The organism is Streptomyces sp. NPDC048623, from assembly GCF_040650755.1.
Classification (GTDB): domain Bacteria; phylum Actinomycetota; class Actinomycetes; order Streptomycetales; family Streptomycetaceae; genus Streptomyces.
Genome location: NZ_JBEZHV010000004.1, coordinates 40,044 through 61,522 on the forward strand (window position 1 = coordinate 40,044; position 21,479 = coordinate 61,522).

Consider the following 21,479-nt stretch of genomic DNA (forward strand, 5'->3'; position numbering starts at 1 on the left):
TCGTTCAGCGGCTGATCGGGCGCCGGGGGAGCGGCGAGGAGTAGACGACGCTCGTCGTGACCGAGCCGAGCGCGCCGATCCTCCCGGAGATCTCCTCCAGGTGCCGCATGGACCGGGCGGCGACCTTCAGGACGAAACAGTCGTCGCCGGTGACATGGTGCGCCTCCAGGACCTCGGGGGTGGCGGCGATCAGATCGTGGAAGGGCTTGTAGTTGCCGTTGGGATAGCGCAACCGCACGAAGGCGAGGATCGGCAGGCCGAGCCGCTCCTGGTCGACGACCGCCGTGTACCCGGCGATCACCCCGGCCTCCTCCAGGCGCCGTACGCGCTCGGTCACCGCCGACGCGGACATGGCGACGGCCCGGGCGAGTTCGGCGAAGCTGGCCCGGCCCTGGGCCTGGAGGGCGTCGAGGATCCGCCAGTCCGTGGCGTCCGGGGTGTATCCGCTGGTCATGGCGTGACCTTGCAGGGAAACCCCCGGGAGTTCAAGCCCTCCCGGGGGTTTCTCACAGTGGGTCCGGCCGGAACGGCCCGGTCGGCCGGATCGGGCGGACCCCCCGCTCAGAGGCGCGAGATCTCGTCCACCAGGTCGTCCAGGCCCAGCGGGCCCTGCGACAGGGCCGCCATGTGCCAGGCCTTCGCGTCGAACCTGTCGCCGTGCTTGGCGCGGGCGTTGGCCCGGCCGAGCAGCCAGGCGCGCTCGCCCAGCTTGTAGCCGATGGCCTGGGCCGGCACCGAGAGATAGCGGGTCATCTCGCTCTCCACGAAGGCCGGCGGCCGGCTGCTGTGGCGCTGGAAGAACTCCTGCGCCAGCTTCGGCGTCCATCGCTCGCCCGGGTGGAACGGCGCGTCCGCCGGGATCTCCAGGCCCAGGTGCATGCCGATGTCCACGATCACCCGGCAGGCCCGCATCATCTGCCCGTCCAGATAGCCGAGCCGCCGTTCCGCGTCGCCGAGGAAGCCCAGCTCGTCCATCAGCCGCTCCGCGTACAGCGCCCAGCCCTCGGTGTTGGCGCTGACCTTGCCGATCGTCGCCTGGTAGCGGGACAGCCGGTCGGCCACGTGCACCCACTGGGCGATCTGCAGATGGTGGCCCGGGACGCCCTCGTGGTACCAGGTCGACACCAGGTCGTACACGGGGAAACGGTGCTGCCCGTCCACCGGAAGCCAGGTGCGGCCGGGGCGCGAGAAGTCCTCCGAGGGGCCGGTGTAGTACGGGGCGGCGGCGCCGCCCGGCGGGGCGATCCGGGACTCCACCCGCCGCACCCGCTCGGCGAGCTCGAAGTGGGTGCCGTCGAGCTTCTCGATCGCCTCGTCCATCAGGCCCTGCAGCCAGTCCCGTACCTCGTCCACCCCTTCGATGTGCGCACCGTGCACGTCGAGGTGGGCCAGTGCCTCCCAGGGGTCGGAGCCGGGCAGGATGCGGTCGGCCTCGTGGCGCATCTCGCCGAGCAGCCGGTGGTACTCGGACCAGCCGTACGCGTAGGCCTGGTCGAGGTCCAGGTCGGTGCCGTTGAAGAAGCGGGCCCAGCGACGGTAGCGCTCGCGGCCCACGGTGTCCGGGGCGTCCGCGACGGCGGGGGCGTACACCTCCCGCATCCAGTCCCGCAGCGTGATCACGGCGGCGTCGGCGGCCGCGCCCGCCTCCGTCAGCTCCGCCCGCAGCGCGTCCGGCAGCGAGCCGTCGCCGACGGCCTTGTCCGCCCCGGCCGCGAAGCCGGCGAACCAGCCCCGTACCGCACCGTCCGGGTCCGTGCCGCCGCCGGCCGCCCACTCGGTGAGCTGCCCGACGAAGGTGGCCGTGGCGCGCGGGCCGCCGCGCATCCCGCGGTCGAGACCCAGCGCGAGCGAGGCGCGGTAACCCTCCAGGGCCGCCGGGACGGCACGCAGCCGGGCGGCGGCGGCCGTCCAGTCGGCGGCGGTCGCGGTCGGCAGCATCGTGAAGGAGAGGCGGACGCTGTGCGCAGGCGAGCGCAGATTGCTCACCGCGCACAGGCCCTCGTCCGCCTCGTGCACCAGGAGCTGGGCGGTCAGCCGTTCGCGCAGCAGCCGGCCGCAGCGCCGCTCCGCCTCGTCCTCGGCGCCGTCCCGCCGCTCCGCCGCGTCGAGCCGTTCGAGCGTGCGCCGCGCCAGGTCGGCGAGGGCTTCCTGACCGGCGGGGGAGAAGTCGGGGAGGCGCCCCGCGCTCTCGCGGACTCCCAGGAACGTGCCGGTGATCGGGTCGAGTTCGATGAGCGCGTCGACGTAGTCGTCGGCGACCTGGCGAGGAAGAGCGGTGCTGGAAGACTCTGGCATGGCCCCAATCCTGGCGCGTGCACCGTGCCCGCGTCACCCCGAATCGATCTCGATCGATCTCAGTCGGCTGACAAATGAGCGCCCGGCGTGGGTGGCAGCAGAGGGCCGCACTCCCACTCCTGGAAGATCAGGCGGGTCTCGACGCGGGCCACCTCGCGCCGCGAGGTGAAGGCGTCGAGGACGAGTCGCTGCAGGTCGGCGGGGTCGGCGACGGCCACATGGACCAGGTAGTCGTCGGGACCGGTGAGGTGGAACAGCGCCCGGGACTCGGGCAGCGCCCGGACCCGCTCGACGAACGGCCCGATGAGTTCGCGTCGGTGCGGGCGCACCTGGACGAGCAGGAGTGCTTCGAGACCGCGGCCGAGTTTGGCCGGATTCAGCTGTAGCCGGTGCCCGAGGATCACACCGGTGCGGCGCAGTCGGGCCACCCTGTCCAGACAGGTGGACGGAGCCACCCCGACCTCGGCGGCGAGCTCACGGTAGGTGGTCCGGGCGTCGTTCTGCAGCAGGCGAAGAATGTGCAGATCGACCGCGTCCAGTACGACAGAATCAGCCATAGGCCGAACGTAACACGGCGTTTTTCCGCTACTCGCCGGTATTCGTTCACAGTGCGCCGCATGGACATGACCAGGAACGACCACGCGTCCTCCGCCGCAGGCCCCGCCCCCACCCGGGCACTGGCCACCGAAGCCGTGCACGCCGGCCGCGACGACCTCGCCGAGCTCGGTCTGCACGCCCCGCCGCTCGACCTGTCCACCACCTACCCGTCGCGCGACGCCCGGGCCGAGGCCGCCCGGATCGACGAGTTCGCGACCACCGGCGTCCTGCCGGACGGCCCGCCCGTCTACGCCCGCCTGGACAACCCCACCACCGGGCGGTTCGAGACCGCGCTCGCGCGCCTGGAGGGAACCGATTCGGCGGTCGCCTTCGCCAGCGGCATGGCCGCGCTCAGCGCCGTCCTGCTCGCCCGCGCGAGCCAGGGCCTGCGGCACGTGGTGGCGGTCCGCCCGCTCTACGGGTGCAGCGACCACCTCCTGAACGCCGGACTGCTCGGCACCGAGGTCACCTGGACCGACCCGGCGGGTGTCGCGGACGCCATCCGCCCCGACACCGGCCTCGTCATGGTCGAGTCGCCCGCCAACCCGACCCTCGCCGAGGTCGACATCCGGGCCGTCGCCCACTCCTGCGGCGAGGTGCCGCTCCTGGTCGACAACACCTTCGCCACCCCGGTGCTCCAGCGGCCCGCCGAGCTCGGCGCCCGGATCGTGCTGCACAGCGCCACCAAGTACCTCGGCGGCCACGGCGACGTCATGGGCGGCGTCGTCGCCTGTGACGAGGAGTTCGCCCGCGCCCTGCGCCAGGTGCGTTTCGCGACCGGCGGGGTGCTCCACCCGCTCGCCGGCTATCTGCTGCTTCGCGGCCTGGCCACGCTGCCGGTACGGGTCAGGGCGGCCTCGGCGACCGCCGCCGAACTGGTCCGGCGGCTCGCCGCCGACCCGCGGATCGAGCGTGTGCACTATCCGCGGATCGGCGGGGCGATGATCGCCTTCGAGGTGCACGGCGACCCGCACGACGTGATCTCCGCGGTACGGCTCATCACGCCGGCGGTCAGCCTCGGCAGCGTCGACAGCCTCATCCAGCACCCGGCCTCGATCAGCCACCGGATCGTCGATCCCACGGACCGGCACTCCGGCGGCATCAGCGACCGGCTGCTGCGGATGTCGGTGGGCCTGGAGGACGTCGAGGACCTGTGGCAGGACCTGGACCGGGCCCTCAGTGCCGGGCCCGCCGCGGCGCCGGAGCGTTTGGAGCGTGCGGAGCAGGCCGTACGGGCGTAGCCGCGTCCGCGTCCACCTCGGCGGCGGCGGTGCCGGCCCGGCGGCCGGTCAGGCGGGCGGTGATCACCAGGGTGCCCTCCTCGATCTGGTAGTCGAGGGGCAGGTTCAGCGCCCGCATGGCCGCCACCATGCCCGTGTTGGACGACTGGGTCACCGCGTAGACGCTGTCGCAGCCGGCCTCCTCGGCCAGGGCCACGAGCCGGCCGAGGAGCTCGGAGCCGATGCCGCGCCGCTGCCACTCGTCCTCGACGAGCAGGGCGACCTCGGTCTCGTCGCCGTCCCACAGCAGATGGCCGAGGGCGACGACCCGGCCGGAGGCCGTCTGCACCGCCAGGGTGCGGCCGAAACGCGGGCTCAGGAGGTGGTCGAGGTAGCGGCCGGCGTCGCCGACCGGGCCGTGGTAGCGCAGCGCCAGGGTGCGGTCGGAGCAGCGGTCGTGCAGGGCCCGCGCGGCGACCAGGTCGCGCTGGTCGGCACGGCGCACCGTGATGTCGTTGCCCTCGGGCAGCGTCAGCACGTCGAGGCCGCGCGGGAGCCGCGGCCCGAGCCGGGCGTCGAGCTCGACCAGGGCGCGGGCCCGGGCGAACTCGGTGGGCGTGAACGGCAGATACGGCCGCTCGATCACCAGCGTCCCGCCGTTCGGGTCGCGCAGCCGCATCGCGGTCTCCTCCAGGACCCCCTCCACCGGGGCGGGGTCACCGGTCGGGCGGCCGCTGAGCGAGACCGGCGGCACGGAGCGCAGGGTGCAGCGCCCGAGCAGCTGGCGCAGCGCCAGGGGCAGTTCGGCCGCGTCGAGCGCGGTCCGGGTGGCCAGGCCGAGCACCCGGGTCGGGGTGTCCACGAGGTCGTGGGCGTCGGCCCGCTCGGTCCAGGTGTCGATGCCCCCGGCCGCGGCGATCTCCCGGACCAGCACACCCGCTTCGAGCCCGGCGGGTGCGCGGAGCAGGAACTCGTCCACCGTGCCCTCGGCCAGGGGATGGGTCTGCAGGGTCAGGATGTCGACCCCGCGCCGGGCGAGCACCCCGCAGAGCGCGGCCAGGCTGCCCGGCGTGTCGCGGACCGTGGTCCGCAGCCGCCACAGGGCCGTGGCCGTTCCGGCTGAGTCCCCCACGGGGGTGGGGTCCGTGCCGGAAACCGCGCCCGGCGGCAGCGGGGAAGTCACCCCGCTGTCGCCGGGACCGTCGGCGGGCGGCGCATGACTGTGCCGCCGGGCCCACCAGGTGTGGAAGGCCGCCGTGGCGACCAGGGCGATCGCCGAGAACACCAGGAGGTAGGGTCCGTCCGGGCCCTTCACGACGGTCTTGGCGATCGAGTCGGCCACCACCACGGCGGTGAACAGTCCCGCCAGCTCGATCAGGTCGTGCCGCCAGTGATGGGGGCGGGCGTTCTTCTTGTGCGTCATATCGGGCGTCATGACCTCACTGTGACTCAGTGGTGTTGCGTGATCACGAACGCCTTGTGACTGACGGGTTAAGCGCCGATCCAGGGGGTTGGTGGCGATTTCAGATGCTTTCCGATCGCACCTGATCGGCCCACTGTCCGAGCGCGACCGCCAGCCGGCGGGCCTGCGTGACCAGCTGCGTCGTGCCCCTGCGCGCCGCGAGCTCCGCCAGGCCCGGCACCTCCCCGGACCCGCCGGCCCGCTCCGCGCACTCGGCCGCCACGGCAAGGAGTTCCCCGGCCCCGCGCACCGGCTTCGTCGCACCGAGCACCGACGGCAGTACGGCGAGCAGCACGTCCCGCACCGTCGCGTACGCCCCGGTCGCCGCCGCCGTACGGGCCGCGTCCGCCAGCCGGTTCGGCTTCACCGTGCCCTCGCCCATCAGCTCCGCGAGCCGTGCGCCGAGCAGCGCGGGGTCCAGCTCGCCGCGCGACGCCAGTACGAGCAGCGCGTCCACGGCCGTCAGCCGGTCCTCCGCGTGCCGGCAGCCGAGCCCGACGGCGAGCGCGAGGTGGACGGCGGGCCCGACGGGGCCGTCGGACTCGGCGAGGGCGGTGAGCGCCTCCGCGGCACCCCGCTCCTCCCCCTCCGCCGAACTCGCCAGCGACGGCAGGAGCCAGGCCGCGAGGGTCTCGCGGTCGTCGGGGAGGACGGCGGGCCAGAGGGAGCGCTGACCGGACCAGTGGTAGTAGCCGCAGCCACGCGGGGTCTCGGCGGGCTCGGTGCCGAGCCAGCGGAAGGCCGGCGGGAACTCCTCCCGGATCACTCGGCGCTCGCGCACCGCGAGGATCACCCGGTCCGCCAGCCACCACTGGGCGCCCCGCTTGTCGCGGCCCCGGGGCAGCAGCCACACCCCGGGCGCGAGCGAGTGGTCCGCCGTCAGCCACTCCGCGAGCCGCTCGCCCGCCCGGGTGCCGAGCGCCGCCGCCTCGGCGGCCGCCCCGGCCGCCGCCGGATCTCCCTTCCGCACCCGGAGCAGCGCCTGCGCCAGGTCCATGGGCAGCGGCTCCACACCGGTGTCCCGGTACTCCCGCAGCCGCTCCACGAGAACGGGCGCGTCGATGGCGCCGGTGTGCAGGGTCGGCGCGGCCAGCAGGAACGGGACACGCTTGCCCTGGGCGAGCTGCCAAGCCGCCTCCCGGACCCGGGACTGGAGCACCTGGTTCAGCGCCTCGTGCGCACAGGCCGGCCGTTGGCCGGCATCGGTCCGGGTGACCCGAGCGGTGCCCACCACCGTGGCGAGCATGTCCGTCACGCCGCGCGTACCGTCGCCGAGGCGACTTCCCGCCTCCAGCCAGTACGACCCCGCGAACGCCTCCCGCACCGCTGCCCGCAGTGCCTCCCGGTCCCGGTGCGCATGCCGTACGAGACCGTCCAGGGCCCGCTCGAACTCCTCCGGCGCCACGTCGTAGGGACGCCGCTCCTGGGAGACCAGGTCCTCCACCAGCTCCGCCACGGTCTCGGCGGGCGGGGCCACCGGGCGGCGCTCCGGCACCGGTGGCAGCACCTCCACGTACGGCACGTCGTCGGCCACCGCCGTCACGCCGAACAGCTCCGCAGCGGCCTGCCGGTGCACCGGGCTCAACAGCTCGGCCGCACCCGCCAGTTCGCCCCGGACCCCCTCGTCCACGTGCTTCAGATGGCGGCCCACCAGGGCAAGGGCCCGCTCCTGGAGCGCGGTGTCCTCGTGCCCGAACGCGTCCGTGACCACCGGGAGCAGCTCCGCCGCCGCGCCCGGCTCGCGCCGCAGCACCTTGCCCAGCAGCGTCAACTGCGCCCGCACCAGCTTCTTCTCGCTCCGGAACAGCACCGAGCCCGACATCTCCGCCAGCTCCGTGACCGTCAGTCCGCCGTCGAGCGCGAGCTCGGCCAGGATCTCCTGGGCGTGCCCGGCCACCGGGGACGGCCCGTCCGCGGCCATGCCCAGCCAGTCCGGGATCCGCGCCCGCCGCTCCTCGTCCGTGGTGCCGAGCTCCTGGAGCAGCGTCAGCGGGAAGCGCAGGTCACGGGCGCGGCCACCGCGCAGCAGCCGGGACACGCAGCCGTCGACCAGGACCGCCCGGTCGACCACGCCCTCGTCGGCGAGGGTCTTCAGGGCCGTCGGCCAGTGGGTGGGCGCCTCGGGCCCGACCGACCAGGTGAGCCGGTCCGGGGTCTCGGTCAGCGCCAGGACGTGCGGCAGCAGCACCGGAGTCTGCGGGTCCTCGCGCAGCCGCTCCACCAGCCGGTGGTCCGTCGCCGTCCGGGTCCAGCCGCGCAGATAGCTCTCGGTGGTCGGCACCGGGCAGCCGGAGCGCACCACCAGGGTGTGCACCAGGCGGTACTCGTCGTCGGCGAACCCCGGGCGTTCGGCGAGCCGCCCCGCCACGTCCGCCAGCCACGCGGGATCCCGGTCCGCCAGGACGTCCAGGACACCGTCCACGGTGTGCTGGCCCCAGCTGGTCAGATCGCGCGAACCGATCCAGGTCGCCGCCGCTGCCGCGCCCGTGTGGCAGCCGGCACCCGCCACCCGCAGCGCGCGCCGGGCCTCCCTCTGCTCGTTCCACCGGTCCCAGCTCCAGCCGCGCACCTCGGTGCGCAGCTCCTTCAAGCGCGGAAGGAGCGCCTTGCGCGCCGCGGCGTCGAGGGGCTCCAGGAGCGCGGGAACCGCGCCGTGCCGTCCCGCCCGCACCGCCGTGAGCAACTGCTCCGTCGCCGTCTCCACCGCGGTCATGGCCGTGTTCCCCGTCATCGTCCCCGTCCCCGTCGTCATCGCGCACCCTCCACGGCCGCCTCGGCCGCCCCCGTCACCCCGGCCGTCACCCCGGCCGTCACCCCGCGCCGCGCCATCCGCACCGCGAGCGCGTGCTTGCACGGCCCGCGCCGGCCCCGGTAGTCCGCCCACCACGTGCACGTGCAGGTCAGACGCCCGTGCTCCGTCTCCCGTACCTGATAGCGCCGTTCGCCCGACGTCACCGTGGCGAGGTCGCCGTCCAGGGTCACCGCGCCCGCCGCGAGCAGCGCGCGGGCGGACAGCAGCCGCGGATTGTGGCGCTCGGCGCGGTCCGCGTCGTAGGGCAGTTCGCGGTGGAAGTACGCCGCCTCCGCGACGTCGTACCCGACCCGGCCGGCCGTGCCGAGCCGGGTCAGCGCGGCCCGTACCCGGTCCACGGGCAGGCCCGACTGCTCGGCCAGGTCCGCGAGGTCGATGCGCGGTTCCCAGGCGAGCAGCACCGACACCAGCTCGGCGTCCTGCGCCGCCTCCTCCGTGGCCAGCGCCTCCAGGACGCCGCCCTCGCCGGAGAAGCCGCGCGCGGGGTCGGGGGACAGGGTCAGGGTGAGCCGCATGCCGGGGAGTTCCACCTCCCAGGCGCTCGGCGTGGCCGCCGCCCCGTCCGGCACCGGCCCGTACACCCGCAGCGCGGTCGCGTGCCGCAGCACCCGCTCCAGGGCGATCAGCCGGTCGGGGCCCGCCAGGCACACCGCGCCCGGCACCGGCCGGGTCGTCGGGCGCAGGGTCCGCCCCTGCTGCACCACCCACATCGGGCCACGCCCGCGCGCCTGGGAGCGCGGCAGCGAGCGCAGGAAGCGCACCGCCTCCGCGCCGGACAGCTCGGCCCGCAGATCGAATCCGGCGGACGACACCTGGGCCTCGGCGAAGCCGCGCAGCCAGCGGTCCGGCAGCGGCACCTTCTTCTCGACGACGGGCCCGTCCAGGGTGGTCACCGCCAACTCCTCCGGACCGACCCGCAGATGCAGCGGATCGGTGCCGGTGAGCCGCGAAAGAGCCTCCCGCAGGGGGTTGTTCACGTCCACGTTGGTCGTGCCGTGCCCGGTCTCCGCCCCGTCGAGGCCCGCGCTCAGCACGTCGAGGCGTGCGTACACCCCGCCGCAGCCCGAGAAGGACTCGAAGCGCAGCCGGTCCCCGTTGCCGGTCACCACCGGGTCCAGCGAACCGGGTCTCATCCGCTGGTAGTAGCGGGCCGCCGCCACGTCGGCCACGGCGAGCAGCCCGCGCGCGGCGACCTGCGGCGAGGTGAGGAACCCGGAGAAGAACCGGGGCCGGGCCTCGGCGCCGTGCGGCGTGAGGCCCCCCGAGGTCTCCAGGCCGAGGAGCCGCCCGGAGCCGGCGGGCTCGAGGGCGGACGGGCGTGCGTAGGCGAGCGCCTGTACGGATCGCGTCATGTGAAAGACCGTAGGACCCGGCACTGACAATCACCCTGGGACGGCGATCCGGCAGCCCGCACTCACGCCCCCCGCGATCGCCCGCAGCGCCGCGATGCCGATCGGCAGCGAACGCGACCGATCGGCATCCTCTACTGCCCCACCCGCCCCGGCTGGAGGGTCTTGCTGAACAGCACGAGTCCGCCCTCGGCGCGCAGCCGTACCGTCAGCTCCCCGCTGTCGCCGTCGATGTCGACCTCGCCGAAGTACTGCGGGGTCTCCATCGGGGAGAGGTTCGCGCGCTCCGGGGCCCGCACGAAGACCCGGTCCGGGCCGAAGGTGCCGTCGAGGGCGTTCGCCGGGAAGCCGCCCGCCGCCAGCGGGCCGGAGACGAACTCCCAGAAGGGCGCGAAGTCCTTGAAGGCCGCGCGCTCGGGGGCGTAGTGCTGCGCCGAGGTGTAGTGGACATCGGCCGTCAGCCACAGCGTGCCGGTGATCCGCCGGTGCTTGATGAACCGCAGCAGCTCGGCGATCTGCAGCTCGCGGCCGAGCGGCGCGCCCGGGTCGCCCTGGGCGACCGCCTCGAAGTCGGTGGCGCCGTCGGTGACGACGAGGCCCAGCGGCATGTCGGCGGCGAGCACCTTCCACACCGCGCGGGACCGGGACAGCTCCCGCTTCAGCCACTCCAGCTGTTCGGCGCCCAGGATGCCGGTGGTGTCGTCGGCCTGCCGGCCGGGCGAGTTGGCGTTGCGGTACGAGCGCATGTCGAGCACGAACACGTCGAGCAGCGGGCCGTAGCGCACCACCCGGTGCATCCGGCCCTCGGAACGGCTCTCGCCCGCGCGCGCGTGCAGCGTGGACACCGGGAAGTACTCGGCGAAGGCGCGCGAGGCACGGGCCGAGAGCACGTCGATGTTCTTCTCGGTGTAGCGGGCGTCGTCGAGGATCTGGTCCGGGTACCAGTTGTTGCGGACCTCGTGGTCGTCCCACTGCACGATCGACGGCACCTGCGCGTTGAAGGCGCGCACGTTGTGGTCGAGCAGGTTGTAGCGGAAGTTGCCCCGGTACTCGGCCAGGGTCTCGGCGACCTTGGACTTCTCGGGCGTGGTGATGTTCCGCCAGATCCGGCCGTCGGGCAGTGTCACGGACGGCTGGATGACGCCGTCCGCGTAGATGGTGTCGCCGCTGCACAGGAAGAAGTCCGGGTCCAGACGGCGCATCTCCTCGTACGCGCGGAAGCCGCCGATGTCCGGGTTGATGCCCCAGCCCTGCCCGGCGATGTCGCCCGACCACAGGAACCGCACCCCGTCCCGGCGCTGCTCGGGCGCGGTGCGGAAGGTGCCGGTGACGGGCTCGCCGGTACGGCGCGGGTCGTCCGGATCGGCCAGGGTGACCCGGTAGCGGATCTGCTCGCCGGCCGGGAGGCCGCGCAGAGCGGTGGTGCCGGTGAAGTCGGTGCCCGGCCCGAGCAGCTGGCCCTGGTGCCGGTGCACCCGGCGGAACGATTCGCTCGCCGAGGTCTCCACGAGCATGCGGGCGGGCCGGTCCGAGCGGACCCACACCAGGCCCGCGTGGGCGGTGACATCACCGGTCTGCACGCCCCAGGCGGCCGACGGGCGCCCCGACAGGGCGAACGCCGGGCTCGCGAACGGGCCGCCGCCGACGGTGAGGGCGGCCGCCGACGCGGCGAGCGATCCGCGCAGGACCGTACGGCGGGCGGGCGCCGGGCCGTCGGCCGCCGGGCCGCGTGTGGCGGGGCCGGGGGTGGGCTGGGACATCGAGCGCCTCCAAGGGGTGGGCGGAGTGGGACCGTTGTCTCTGCTACGGCTCCGAGGCCGCGCCCCCATCCCTAACGCCCGGGAACGGCGCCCAGCCGAACCCCGCGTGAACAACCCCTCGCCCCCGCGGGCCCGTTCAGCGCACGCCTTCGTCCTCGCCCGCGTCTGCGCCCGCACCCGCGCGCGTGCTCCCGCCGGCCCCTGTCCCGACCCCTCTCCCGGCCCCGCCCCCGTCCATCGCCTCCGCCATCAGTGCCACCCCGCGCGCGATCTCCGCCGGCGTCAGATGCGCGTAACCGATGACAAGGCGCACCGACCCGTCGTCCGGGCGGGCCGTCCCGTACTCCTCCAGGGGCCGCAGGGCCACGCCCGCCGCCTCGGCGGCGGCCAGGAACACCTGCGTCGGCCCGTACGCGGCGGGAAGGCGCGCGATGATGTGCAGGCCCGCGGCGATGCCGCTGGTCCGGGTGCCGGGGAAGTGCCGTTCCAGGGCGGCCGCCAGGGCGTCCCGGCGCTCGCGGTAGGCGCGCTGGCAGCGCCGCAGCTGCCGGTCGTAACCGCCGCCCGCGACGAAGCGGGCGAGCACCGCCTGGTCGAGGACCGGATTGCCGAGGTCCATGGTCCGCTTGCGCTCCACGACCTCGCCGAGCAGGTCACCCGGCACCAGCATCCACCCCAGGCGCAGTCCCGGCGCGAGGGACTTGCTCACCGAGCCCGCGTACACCACCCGCTCCGGATCGAGCCCCTGGAGGGCGCCCACCGGCGCCCGGTCGTAGCGGAAGTCCCCGTCGTAGTCGTCCTCCAGGACGAAGCCGTCCACGGACCGCGCCCAGTCGAGCAGTTCGGCCCGCCGGTGCGCCGCGTACGAGATCCCGGACGGGAACTGGTGCGAGGGCGTCACCACCACCGCCCGCACCCCGGACGCCACCATGGGCCCCTCCAGGAGCCCGTCCGCGTCGATCGGCAGCCACACCGTGTCCAGACCGGCCGCCGCGAACAGCCGCCCGTGCTCCGGGCTGCCCGGATCCTCCACGCCCACCGCCGTGTGCCCGCGCGCCCGCAGGACCTGACCGAGCAGCGTCGCCGCCTGAGCGACCCCCGAACACACCACCAGGCGTTCCGGATCCGCCACCACCCCGCGCCGGCGCGCGAGCAGCGCGGCGGCCGCCGTCCGCAGCTCGGGCAGCCCGCGCGGATCCGGGTAGCCGAGCCGCCGGTGCGCAAGCTCGGACAGCACGGCGCGCTGCGCCGCGCCCCAGGCCGCCCTCGGGAACAGCGACAGATCGGGTGTGCCCGGACGGAAGTCCACCCGCACGCCCGGCGCGCGCGGCGCGAGATCCCGCGCACCGGGCGCGGCGGCCCGCGCCGCCCCGCCCACCCAGGTGCCCGAACCCCGGTCGCTGCGCAGATACCCCTCGGCCGTGAGCTGCTCGTACGCCTCCGTCACCAGGCCCCGGGACACCCCGAGGTCCGCGGCGAGCGCCCGACTCGACGGCAGCCGCGTCCCGACCGCGAGCCGGCCCGTGCGTACGGCCTCCCGCAGCGCCTCCTGGAGCGAGCGCCCCCGCCGGCGCGCCGGAGCAGACGCCGCGGGCAGCAGCAGCTCCCAGGCCGGTTGCCCACGCATCCCCCGTACCCCCTCGTGTCCGTGCCTTCCCGGGCCGGAGCGTACCCAAGCCGTCCCACCCGGGCGCCTCCTCAAGAAGTGGTCCCCGATGGCGTCATGGAAGTGGACCTCAAAAGAAGAGCCCCGGATTCCTAGCGTCGGGACCATGAACGCGAACTCCCTGCGTGGCGTCCTGCTCGTCACCGTCGCCTACGCCCTCGTCGGTGCCTCCTTCACCGCCAACAGCCTGCTCGGCTCCTATCCGTACGCCGGCGGTCAGGCGCTGCGCTACGGCGCCGCCTGTCTGCTCCTGCTGCCGCTGCTCGGCCGGCGCGGATTCGGCCGGCTGCGGGTCCTGACCGTGCGCCACTGGCTGCGGATCGGGCTGCTGGCCGCGGTCGGCATGGTCGGCTTCAATCTGGCGATCCTCGCCGCCGAGCGCACCGCGGAGCCGGCCGTGCCCGGCGTCCTGGTCGGCTGCGCGCCGGTCGTGGTCGCGGTCCTGGTGCCGCTGACGGAGGGCCGGCGGCCGACCCGGGCGGTGCTGTACGGGGCGGTGCTCGTCGCCGCCGGAGCCTTCACCGTGCAGGGCTGGGGCCGCACCGACCTGGCGGGGCTCGGCTGGTCGGCGGCGGCCCTCGCGGGCGAGGTGGGCTTCACCGTGCTCGCGGTGCCGGTGCTGCGGCTGCTCGGGCCCAAGCTCCTGACGGCGGTGGTGTGCGGCGTCGGGGCCGCGGAGGCGGGACTGACCGGGCTCGTCGTCGACGGCACGGCGGCGCTGCGGATGCCGACGGCGGTGGAGACGGGGGCGCTGTTGTGGCAGGCCGCGCTCGCGACCGTCGTCGGTTTCGTGCTCTTCTACGGAGGCGTCCAGCGGATCGGTATGGAGCGCGCCACTCTCTATACCGGCGCCATCCCGGTGGCCGCCGCGCTGACCGCCGTCGCCGTCGGACACGGCTCGTTCGGCCCGGCGCAGGCAGCCGGCGGTCTCCTGGTGGGGGCGGGGGCGGCCCTGGGCACCGGCCTCTTCGGTCTGGGCGGTCCGGCCGGCGCGTGCCCGGCCGACGCGCCGTCAGGCCACGGCGGCCGCACTGCCGTCCAGGATCACCCGGGACACCAGGGCCGGGTCGTCGTTCATGGGCACATGACCACAGCCGGGCAGCCGGACGAGGCGCGCGCCGGGGATGACCTGCTGGGCGCGGACACCCTGGCGGCGCAGGAGCAGCCGGTCGCGGGTGCCCCAGGCGATGGTCACCGGCAGCGCGGTGACGTCCTCGCGGAACCGCACGCCTCGGCCCGCCGCGAGGGTCTGCTCGAAGCCGGTGGCCTGCCGCAGGGACAGGGTCTCGGCGACCGCCGACTCCGGTGACAGGCGCGCCGGACGGGCGTAGATGGAGCTGGTGAGCAGGGTGCGGCCGGCCGCGCTGCGCGACAGGCGCTCGATCAGCGGCAGCGGCATCGCCCGTGCGGCGCCCCGCATCGCGCGCAGCGTGGTGAACGCGTACCGCCGCTCGGCCTCCGACCAGAAGCCGGCCGGGGAGAGCGCGGTCACCGAGCGCACCAGCTTCTCCCGGCCGAGCGCCAGGGCGAGCAGTCCGCCGAGCGAATTGCCCGCCACGTGTGGGCGTTCCACGCCCAGCGCGGCGCAGAAGGCGTTCAGCACCGGCACCACGGTGCTCAGGTCGTACGCGAGGGGCGCGGGCAGCGCGGGGGAGGCACCGAAGCCCGGGAGGTCGACGGCGATCACGTCCCGCTCGGTGGCGAGCACGTCGATGACCGGCTCCCAGGCCTGCCAGAGGTGACCGATCCCATGGAGCAGCAGCAGGGGCTCGCCCGTGCCCCGCCGTTCGTACGTCACGGTGACCGTGCGCGGCCCGGCCGCGGACTCCACGGGGAACGAGATCTGTGCGGACATGGCTGCTCCCTGTCGTACCGGCACTCATTGCGGGACACCTGCAAGACATCCTGTCAGCAAGAATTACCGGTGAGTAGAGTGGAGTTCAAGAGTCGCGGGCGGAACGGGTCCGGAGCGAACCGGACACGAGCGAGGGCGTGGGCCGGGATGGGGGCGTGGTGACCGAGACGCCGACCGGGCTGACGACCGACCCCACCGAGGTCTTCGAGAGGCATCGCGCGATGCTCACCGGCGTCGCCTACCGCATGCTCGGCCGCGCAGCCGACGCCGAGGACGTGGTGCAGGAGGCCTGGCTGCGCTGGACCGCCGACGACCGTGCCGAGGTCCGCGAGCCCCGCGCCTTCCTGGTGCGGATCACCACCCGGCTCGCCATCGACCGGCTGCGCCATGTCCAGTCCCGCCGCGAGTCCTATGTCGGCCCCTGGCTGCCCGAGCCGATCGTCACCGACTTCGGGCCCGCCGTGCCCGACACCGCCGAACGCGCCCTGCTCGCCGACTCCGTCTCGCTCGCCCTGCTCGTCGTCCTCGAATCCCTCTCGCCGCTCGAACGCGCGGTGTTCGTGCTGCGCGAGGCCTTCGGCCTTCCCTTCGCGGAGATCGCCACCGCCCTCGACCGCGGCGAGGCCGCCGTGCGCCAGCTCGCCGGCCGGGCTCGCAAGCACGTCGACGAGGGGCGTCCGCGCTACGACGTCGACCCGGTGCAACGGCGCGAGCTCACCGAGCGGTTCCTCGCCGCCGCCGCGGGCGGCGACCTGGAGGGACTGCTCGCCCTCCTCGCGCCCGATGTGCGCCTGGTCGGCGACAGCGGCGGCAAGGCCAAGGGCCCGCTGCGGATCATCGAGAGCGCCGACAAGGTCGGACGCTTCCTGTCGGCCGTGGCCCAGGGCGCGCAGGACTCCTACGACTTCCGCTTCGAGGAGGTCAACGGCCGGTCCGCGCTCGTCGCCCTCGTCGGCGGAAGGGTCGACACGATCTTCCAGATCGAGGTCAGGGACGACCGGATCGCCTGCATGTACATCCTGCGCAATCCGGACAAACTCCAGGGACTCGTCCTCGGTTAGTCCGCACGGACCTCGGTCCGCCCCGTCCCGGAACCTCGTGTTCCGCGGCGGGGCGCTTTGCTGCGCCGGCCGCACGCGATCGCGAACGTCCTGTGAACGATCTAGGTCAGAGGGTCACATTCAGGGGCGTCTGACGGAGGATTGGTCTTGACCAAGGGTGTGCCGCGCCTTATGGTCGCAGAGTTAGTGCAGGAACCTTTAATAAACAAGGGCGCGGAAACGCCGCGGGACACGGCGAATGTGCGGAGGATCAGGGTGGGGACCACGCAGCTCGAAGCAGCACCGGAGCCGAAGTACTGGCACCTCAAGACCGTGATCAGCGAAGCCCTCGACACGGACTTCGCGGTCGGTGAGATCCTGCCCAACGAGCGCGACCTCGCCGCCCGTTTCGGCGTCGCCCGCGCGACCCTCCGGCAGGCCCTGGAGCAGCTCGAACTCGAAGGCCGGCTGCAGCGCCGCCGCGGCGTCGGCACCACCGTCGCTCCGCCGCGTGTCGGCGTCGACGTCTCCACCACCCAGCACGCCTGGCCCGCCGCCGGCGAGGAGACCTGGCAGCCGGTGGACTGCGCCGCCGGCACCGTCCCCGCCGCCGTCCTGCGCCTCCTCGACACCGCGCCCGGCGAGCGCGTCCACGCCGTGCGCCGGCTGCGCGTCACCGAGGGCCGGCCCGTCGCCGCCGAACTGCTCTACGTGCCCGCCGGTTCCGTCCCCGGCCTCGACGCGACCACCACCGCCGAGGGGCCCGGGCGCGCCCGTGCCGTCCTGCGCGAACTGCGGCAGCTCGCCCTGGAGGGCCAGGACCGCTCCGTCGAACTCGGTTCGGCCCGCGCCGACGACGCCAAGGAACTGGACCGCCTGCCCGGCTCCCCGGTCCTCGTCGTCACCACCCGCTACCTCTCCGGCGGCCGCACCGCCGCCGTCTCCGTGGCCACCTACCGCGCCGACACCTGCCGCCTCACCTTCGGCGACTCCGGCGACCTGGCCATGGCCTCCTGACCCATCACCTGTACGTGTAAGGCCCCGGGCGCGCGCTGCCCGGGGCCTTACACGTATCGGAGCCGTACACGTATCAAGAGCCGGCACGGCTCAGCGGCGGGCGGTCACCGTGGCGTCCACCGCGAACAACTGCTCCTCCACGTGGTCGAGCGCGAGCCGGAGCGCCCCCGTGCCCACCGCGGCCTCGCCCAGCATCGAGAGCTCCACGCGTGGCGGCCGCAGACAGAACCGGGCCAGCTCGTCGCGCAGCGGCTGCAGCACCCCGTCCAGGCCCGCCGCCCAGCCGCCGATCACCACCAGCTCCGGATCGAGCGCAAGGACCAGAGCCGCCACGTCGTGCACCAGGCGCTGGATGAACCGCTCCACCGCCGCCTGGGCGCGCGCGTCGCCCCGCTTGGCCAGCGCGAAGACCTCCGCGACCGCCTGCTCGTCCAGCGGGTGCAGCGGCTCGTCCGTCGTCGACAGCAGATGCTCCGGCGTGACGCCGCGGCCCAGCAGGTGCAGCGCGCCGATCTCGCCGGCCGCGCCGCCGTACCCCCGGTGCAGCCGCCCGCCGATCAGCGAACCGGCACCCGGGCTCAGACCCGCGAGCACGAACACGATGTCGTCGGAATCGGTGGCCGCGCCCTTCCAGTGCTCGGCGACCGCCGCCGCGTTGGCGTCGTTCTCCACGATCACCGGGCAGCGGAAGGAGCGGCGCAGCCGCTCGCCGAGCGCCAGGCCCGTCCAGCCCGGCAGCGCCGTGCCGAGCCGAACCGTGCCGTCCGCCTCGACGATCCCCGGCGTCCCGACGCCGACCGCCCGCAGACTGGACCGGGGCACCCCGGTCCGGCGGAGCACGTCCGCGACCACGGCGCGCACCCTGTCGAGGCGTTCGTCCTCCGGGGCGGTGTCCGCGACCTCGCGCGAACCGGCGCCGATGATCCGCCCGTCGAGTCCGGAGATCAGCGCGGCGACCCGGTGCGGACCGATCTCCACACCGAGCAGATGCCCCGCCTCCGCCCGGAAGCGGAACCTCCGGGCCGGCCGGCCCTGACGCCGGGTCTCGCCCTCCTCGGGCGCAGCCTCGACGACCAGGCCGCCCACGATCAGGCCCTCGGTCACCCCCTCGACCGTCGGCCGGGAGAGCCCGGTGATCCTGGTCAGATCCGTGAGCGTGAGCGCGTCGGAGCCCCGCAGCGCATGGAGTACCACCGCGGAGTTGATCCGCCGCAACAGCGACGGGTCCCCGCCGGTCAGCCGCCCCACCGTGTGTCCTCCCGGCTCGTACGCTTCTTTGGCCGGATGGTACTCAATGGAGGAGGGGGCGGCGAGCGCCGCCCGCGCACCGGTCCTGGCGCCGCCGCCCGCCCGGGGCTGACGGCCCGCCAACTGTCAGTGGCGGGCGCTTTACTGGCCCCATGGAGCCCATCGAGACGGCACAGCACCTCGCGACGGTCGACGACCTCGTCGCCCGCGCCTTCCCGGCGCGCGCCGAGCGCTCCGGGTTCCGCGACAGCGGCCCGGGCCACCACGTCGTGGCGCTCGCCACGAGCGAGGAGTTCTGGGAGGACGACGGCACCCGCTGGTCAGCCGTCCGCGAGCAGTACGAGGCGGACCGGGACGCCCTCTCCACGCTGCTCGGCGCCCGCTGGGGCCCGCCGCAGGTCTTCAGCCTGTGGTCGGTCCTCGACCGGAGCCTGTCCGGCGAGCACATACCCGAGCCGTGGAACGATGTCAGCTGTCACGTCCCGGACCTGCATCTGTGGCGGGCGGAGGCGCGGTGGATCGCCCTGGGCGTGTCCCAGTGGGACAAGGAGCTGCCCTTCCAGCTCCTGGCCGTCGTCACCGCGGTCGACCCGCCGTGAAGAGCGACCGGTGATCAGGCCCCACGCCGGTCCGGCACGCCCGCCGCCTCCCGCAGCCGGGCGAACTCCTCGGCCATGGTCTGCGCGGTCCAGTGCGCGTTGAGCCCGCTCGGATTGGGCAGCGCCCAGATCCGGGTCGAGCCGGAGGGGCCGTCGATCGTGCGCTCCTGCGGTCCGATCACGGCGCGCTTCTCGCCGAAGGCCGTGCGGTACGCGGTGACCCCGACGACCGCGAGCCAGCGCGGGGTGAGCCGTGTCACCTTCTCCGTGAGGATCCGGCCGCCCTCGCGGTACTCCTCGGCGCTCAGCTCGTCGGCCCGCGCGGTCGCCCGCGCGACCACATTGGTGATGCCCAGGCCGTACGACAGGAGCTCCGCCTGCTCGGCGGGCGCGAGGCGGCGCGGGGTGAAGCCGGACAGTTCAAGCACCGGCCAGAACCGGTTGCCCGGGCGGGCGAAGTGGTGGCCGGTCGCCGCCGTCATCAGACCCGGGTTGATCCCGCAGAAGAGCACCGAAAGGCCGCCCGCGGCCACGTCGGGGACGACGCGGTCACGGGCGGCCTGAAGCTCCTCGGCGGAGAACCGGGGGGTACCGGTCAGAGGATCGCCCCGGGGGTGTAGCCGGCGGCCTCCGGGTGCTCCTTGACGATCTCCTCGACCCGGGCGACGACGACGGCGACCTGGTCGGCGGCGGCACCGGTGAAGGACAGCTTGTCGGCCATCAGCGCGTCCAGCTGCGCCCGGTCCAGCGGGATCCGCTCGTCGGCGGCCAGCTTGTCGAGGAGCTCGTTGCGCTCGGCACCCTGCTCGCGCATGGCGAGCGCGGAGGCCACCGCGTTCTCCTTGATGGCCTCGTGGGCGACCTCGCGGCCGACACCGGCGCGGACCGCGCCCATGAGGACCTTGGTGGTGGCCAGGAAGGGCAGGTAGCGGTCGAGCTCGCGGGCGATGACGGCCGGGAAGGCGCCGAACTCGTCGAGCACGGTGAGGAAGGTCTCCAGGAGACCGTCGAGCGCGAAGAAGGCGTCCGGCAGGGCCACCCGGCGGACCACCGAGCAGGAGACGTCGCCCTCGTTCCACTGGTCGCCGGACAGCTCGCCGGTCATCGACGCGTAGCCGCGCAGGATGACCATCAGGCCGTTGACGCGCTCGCAGGAGCGGGTGTTCATCTTGTGCGGCATCGCCGAGGAACCGACCTGGCCGGGCTTGAAGCCCTCGGTGACCAGCTCGTGGCCGGCCATCAGGCGGATCGTCTTGGCCAGCGAGGACGGCGCGGCCGCCAGCTGCACCAGCGCGGTGACCACGTCGTAGTCGAGCGAGCGCGGGTAGACCTGGCCGACCGAGGTGAAAGCGTTCGCGAAGCCGAGGTGCCCGGCGATCCGCCGCTCCAGGTCGGCGAGCTTGGCGGTGTCGCCGCCGAGCAGGTCGAGCATGTCCTGGGAGGTGCCGACCGGGCCCTTGATGCCGCGCAGCGGGTAGCGGCCGAGCAGCTCCTCAAGGCGCGCGTAGGCCACGAGCAGCTCGTCGGTGGCGGTCGCGAAGCGCTTGCCGAGGGTGGTGGCCTGGGCGGCGACGTTGTGCGAGCGGCCGGCCATGACCAGCTCCGCGTACTCGCCGGACAGCTTGCCGAGGCGCGCGAGGACGGCGACCGTGCGGTGCCGCATCAGCTCCAGGGAGAGCCGGATCTGCAGCTGCTCGACGTTCTCGGTGAGGTCGCGCGAGGTCATGCCCTTGTGCACGTGCTCGTGGCCGGCGAGGGCGTTGAACTCCTCGATCCGGGCCTTCACGTCGTGCCGGGTGACCTTCTCGCGCTCGGCGATCGACGCCAGGTCGACCGTGTCGACCACACGCTCGTAGTCGGCGAGCGCCGCGTCCGGCACCTCGATCCCGAGGTCCTTCTGGGCACGCAGCACCGCGAGCCACAGCCGGCGCTCCAGCTTCACCTTCTGCTCGGGGGACCAGAGGACGGCGAGCTCCGCGGAGGCGTAGCGGCCGGCCAGGACGTTGGGGATGCGGGGCTTCGCAGTCACAGCAGTCACGTGTCCAGAGCATACCGGCTGGCCACGGCGCCTCTATCGCGTCCATACCGTCCGCGGAACCCCGGGCGGGGGTCACGCGATCCGCACCGTCAGTCACGGTCTGTGACACGTGTGTGAGACGGGGCGGCCCCGAACCGGTTCCGCGCCGCTCCACGCACAGCCGCCGGAGTGGCGCGATGTGTGTGGGCGGACCGCCGACCCGATACAGCCGATACGCCCCCGCTCCCGGGCGATCACCGGCTCGCCAACGGTGGCCCGCCCTGGTCATCGCCCCCGGAATGCGGCTGAGTCGCACGGTCAGGCCGCCGAGATGATGCCGGTGGGATGAGGTCATCGCGATGCCGTCCGTCGGCGTGAGGGGGGGGGCACGCGGGCGGACGGCTCTGTCGTGTCCGGGCAGGGGTCGGGGATCCGCGCCGGAAAAGGTGATGACGCATACATGACATTCACTGGAACGGTGCCCTACGCTTCCTCCCGGTTCGGTACCCGAACCGGCTGGAGCCCCACCGGCATGCCGTCAC

Annotated in this window: 16 protein-coding genes and 1 pseudogene; 5 read left to right on the forward strand and 12 right to left on the reverse strand. The window is 74.1% G+C overall.

The features are described from left to right. Nucleotides 1–4: 4 nt before the first annotated feature. From AB0C73_RS07330 to AB0C73_RS07340, 3 genes are all read right to left on the reverse strand, one after another. Nucleotides 5–454: an Lrp/AsnC family transcriptional regulator gene (locus AB0C73_RS07330; RefSeq protein ID WP_362525712.1), complete on the reverse strand. Its 450-nt coding sequence runs from the start codon at nt 452–454 to the stop codon at nt 5–7. Between the two features lie 107 nt (nt 455–561). Then, nucleotides 562–2,295 carry a DUF885 domain-containing protein gene (locus AB0C73_RS07335; RefSeq protein WP_362525714.1) on the reverse strand — a complete coding sequence of 578 codons (1,734 nt, stop codon included), beginning with the start codon at nt 2,293–2,295 and terminating at the stop codon, nt 562–564. A 59-nt stretch (nt 2,296–2,354) separates the two neighbouring features. Next, on the reverse strand, nt 2,355–2,852 hold the full coding sequence (locus AB0C73_RS07340; protein WP_362525716.1) for an Lrp/AsnC family transcriptional regulator: 498 nt from the start codon (nt 2,850–2,852) through the stop codon (nt 2,355–2,357). Nucleotides 2,853–2,912: 60 nt separating this feature from the next. On the opposite strand from AB0C73_RS07340, the gene AB0C73_RS07345 reads away from it, so the two are divergent. After that, the gene (locus AB0C73_RS07345; RefSeq protein WP_362525718.1) at nt 2,913–4,133 is read left to right on the forward strand and encodes a PLP-dependent transferase; all 1,221 of its coding nucleotides are present in this window, start codon (nt 2,913–2,915) and stop codon (nt 4,131–4,133) included. Here the strand turns inward: AB0C73_RS07345 and AB0C73_RS07350 are convergent. From AB0C73_RS07350 to AB0C73_RS07370, 5 genes are all read right to left on the reverse strand, one after another. Next, nucleotides 4,069–5,535, reverse strand: a complete 1,467-nt coding sequence (locus AB0C73_RS07350; protein ID WP_362526357.1) for a GNAT family N-acetyltransferase — start codon at nt 5,533–5,535, stop codon at nt 4,069–4,071. The genes AB0C73_RS07345 and AB0C73_RS07350 overlap by 65 nt on opposite strands. A gap of 100 nt (nt 5,536–5,635) precedes the next feature. Next, nucleotides 5,636–8,305 carry a DUF6493 family protein gene (locus tag AB0C73_RS07355; protein ID WP_362525720.1) on the reverse strand — a complete coding sequence of 890 codons (2,670 nt, stop codon included), beginning with the start codon at nt 8,303–8,305 and terminating at the stop codon, nt 5,636–5,638. A gap of 17 nt (nt 8,306–8,322) precedes the next feature. Continuing rightward, complete coding sequence (locus AB0C73_RS07360; protein WP_362525722.1) at nt 8,323–9,738, reverse strand: SWIM zinc finger family protein; 1,416 nt, start codon at nt 9,736–9,738, stop codon at nt 8,323–8,325. Nucleotides 9,739–9,869: 131 nt separating this feature from the next. Beyond that, on the reverse strand, nt 9,870–11,495 hold the full coding sequence (locus AB0C73_RS07365; RefSeq protein WP_362525723.1) for an alkaline phosphatase D family protein: 1,626 nt from the start codon (nt 11,493–11,495) through the stop codon (nt 9,870–9,872). Nucleotides 11,496–11,631: 136 nt separating this feature from the next. Then, on the reverse strand, nt 11,632–13,122 hold the full coding sequence (locus AB0C73_RS07370; RefSeq protein ID WP_362525725.1) for a PLP-dependent aminotransferase family protein: 1,491 nt from the start codon (nt 13,120–13,122) through the stop codon (nt 11,632–11,634). Between the two features lie 145 nt (nt 13,123–13,267). Here AB0C73_RS07370 and AB0C73_RS07375 point away from each other — a divergent pair. Next, nucleotides 13,268–14,104, forward strand: a pseudogene (locus AB0C73_RS07375) (EamA family transporter); the annotation flags it as partial. Nucleotides 14,105–14,173: 69 nt separating this feature from the next. Here the strand turns inward: AB0C73_RS07375 and AB0C73_RS07380 are convergent. Next, nucleotides 14,174–15,016 carry an alpha/beta fold hydrolase gene (locus AB0C73_RS07380; RefSeq protein WP_362525727.1) on the reverse strand — a complete coding sequence of 281 codons (843 nt, stop codon included), beginning with the start codon at nt 15,014–15,016 and terminating at the stop codon, nt 14,174–14,176. A gap of 179 nt (nt 15,017–15,195) precedes the next feature. Here AB0C73_RS07380 and sigJ point away from each other — a divergent pair, with 179 nt between their 5' ends. Together sigJ and AB0C73_RS07390 are read left to right on the forward strand one after the other, a co-directional pair. Then, nucleotides 15,196–16,077 carry an RNA polymerase sigma factor SigJ gene (gene sigJ / locus AB0C73_RS07385; RefSeq protein ID WP_362526360.1) on the forward strand — a complete coding sequence of 294 codons (882 nt, stop codon included), beginning with the start codon at nt 15,196–15,198 and terminating at the stop codon, nt 16,075–16,077. Between the two features lie 255 nt (nt 16,078–16,332). Further along, on the forward strand, nt 16,333–17,073 hold the full coding sequence (locus tag AB0C73_RS07390) for a GntR family transcriptional regulator (RefSeq protein ID WP_362525729.1): 741 nt from the start codon (nt 16,333–16,335) through the stop codon (nt 17,071–17,073). A 90-nt stretch (nt 17,074–17,163) separates the two neighbouring features. On the opposite strand, the gene AB0C73_RS07395 is transcribed toward AB0C73_RS07390, so the two are convergent. After that, complete coding sequence (locus AB0C73_RS07395) at nt 17,164–18,321, reverse strand: ROK family protein (RefSeq protein WP_362525731.1); 1,158 nt, start codon at nt 18,319–18,321, stop codon at nt 17,164–17,166. A 161-nt stretch (nt 18,322–18,482) separates the two neighbouring features. Here AB0C73_RS07395 and AB0C73_RS07400 point away from each other — a divergent pair, with 161 nt between their 5' ends. Further along, entirely contained in the window at nt 18,483–18,920 is a 438-nt protein-coding gene (locus AB0C73_RS07400) for a hypothetical protein (protein ID WP_362526363.1), read from the forward strand. 14 nt (nt 18,921–18,934) lie between these two features. Here AB0C73_RS07400 and mug read toward each other — a convergent pair whose 3' ends face one another. Together mug and purB are read right to left on the reverse strand one after the other, a co-directional pair. Next, entirely contained in the window at nt 18,935–19,453 is a 519-nt protein-coding gene (gene mug / locus AB0C73_RS07405; RefSeq protein ID WP_362525733.1) for a G/U mismatch-specific DNA glycosylase, read from the reverse strand. A 62-nt stretch (nt 19,454–19,515) separates the two neighbouring features. Further along, on the reverse strand, nt 19,516–20,958 hold the full coding sequence (gene purB, locus AB0C73_RS07410) for an adenylosuccinate lyase (RefSeq protein WP_362525735.1): 1,443 nt from the start codon (nt 20,956–20,958) through the stop codon (nt 19,516–19,518). Nucleotides 20,959–21,479 lie beyond the last annotated feature (521 nt).